The organism is Nitrosospira sp. NpAV (assembly GCF_000832065.1).
Lineage (GTDB): Bacteria > Pseudomonadota > Gammaproteobacteria > Burkholderiales > Nitrosomonadaceae > Nitrosospira.
Genome location: NZ_JXQM01000073.1, coordinates 1 through 315, shown reverse-complemented (window position 1 = coordinate 315; position 315 = coordinate 1). Strand labels below are relative to the sequence as shown.

Below are 315 nucleotides of genomic sequence, written 5' to 3'. Positions count from 1 at the left end.
TTTTACTTTTCCTTGATAACCCAGGCCGCGCAAGATCCCTCGCGCCAACGTGGTTTTGCCGGCGCCGAGATTGCCGCTCAGGAAAATGATAAGACCCGGATGCAATACGGCTGCGATTTCTGCGCCGAACGCCAGTGTTGCGTTTTCTTCATCAAGATTGCGCATAACGTGATGTCTGGCGGCGGAATCGGTATGATGGGGGCTATGCAAGAAAAAATATCCCAAGTAATCTGGTGGGTCCGTCCGGCTTACCGAACGCGGGTTTCACTAAGATTGTACTAAAGTCCTATTTGCTCATGCCGCTGAAGTTGATAC

The 315-nt window shown here is 51.1% G+C and carries 1 protein-coding gene; it reads right to left on the bottom strand.

Annotated features, from left to right (window positions below; translation table 11 throughout):
* The coding region (locus tag SQ11_RS15365; RefSeq protein WP_198140900.1) for a tRNA (adenosine(37)-N6)-threonylcarbamoyltransferase complex ATPase subunit type 1 TsaE at window positions 1-165 on the bottom strand (165 nt) is incomplete at its 3' end.
* Between the last annotated feature and the right edge of the window lie 150 nt (window positions 166-315).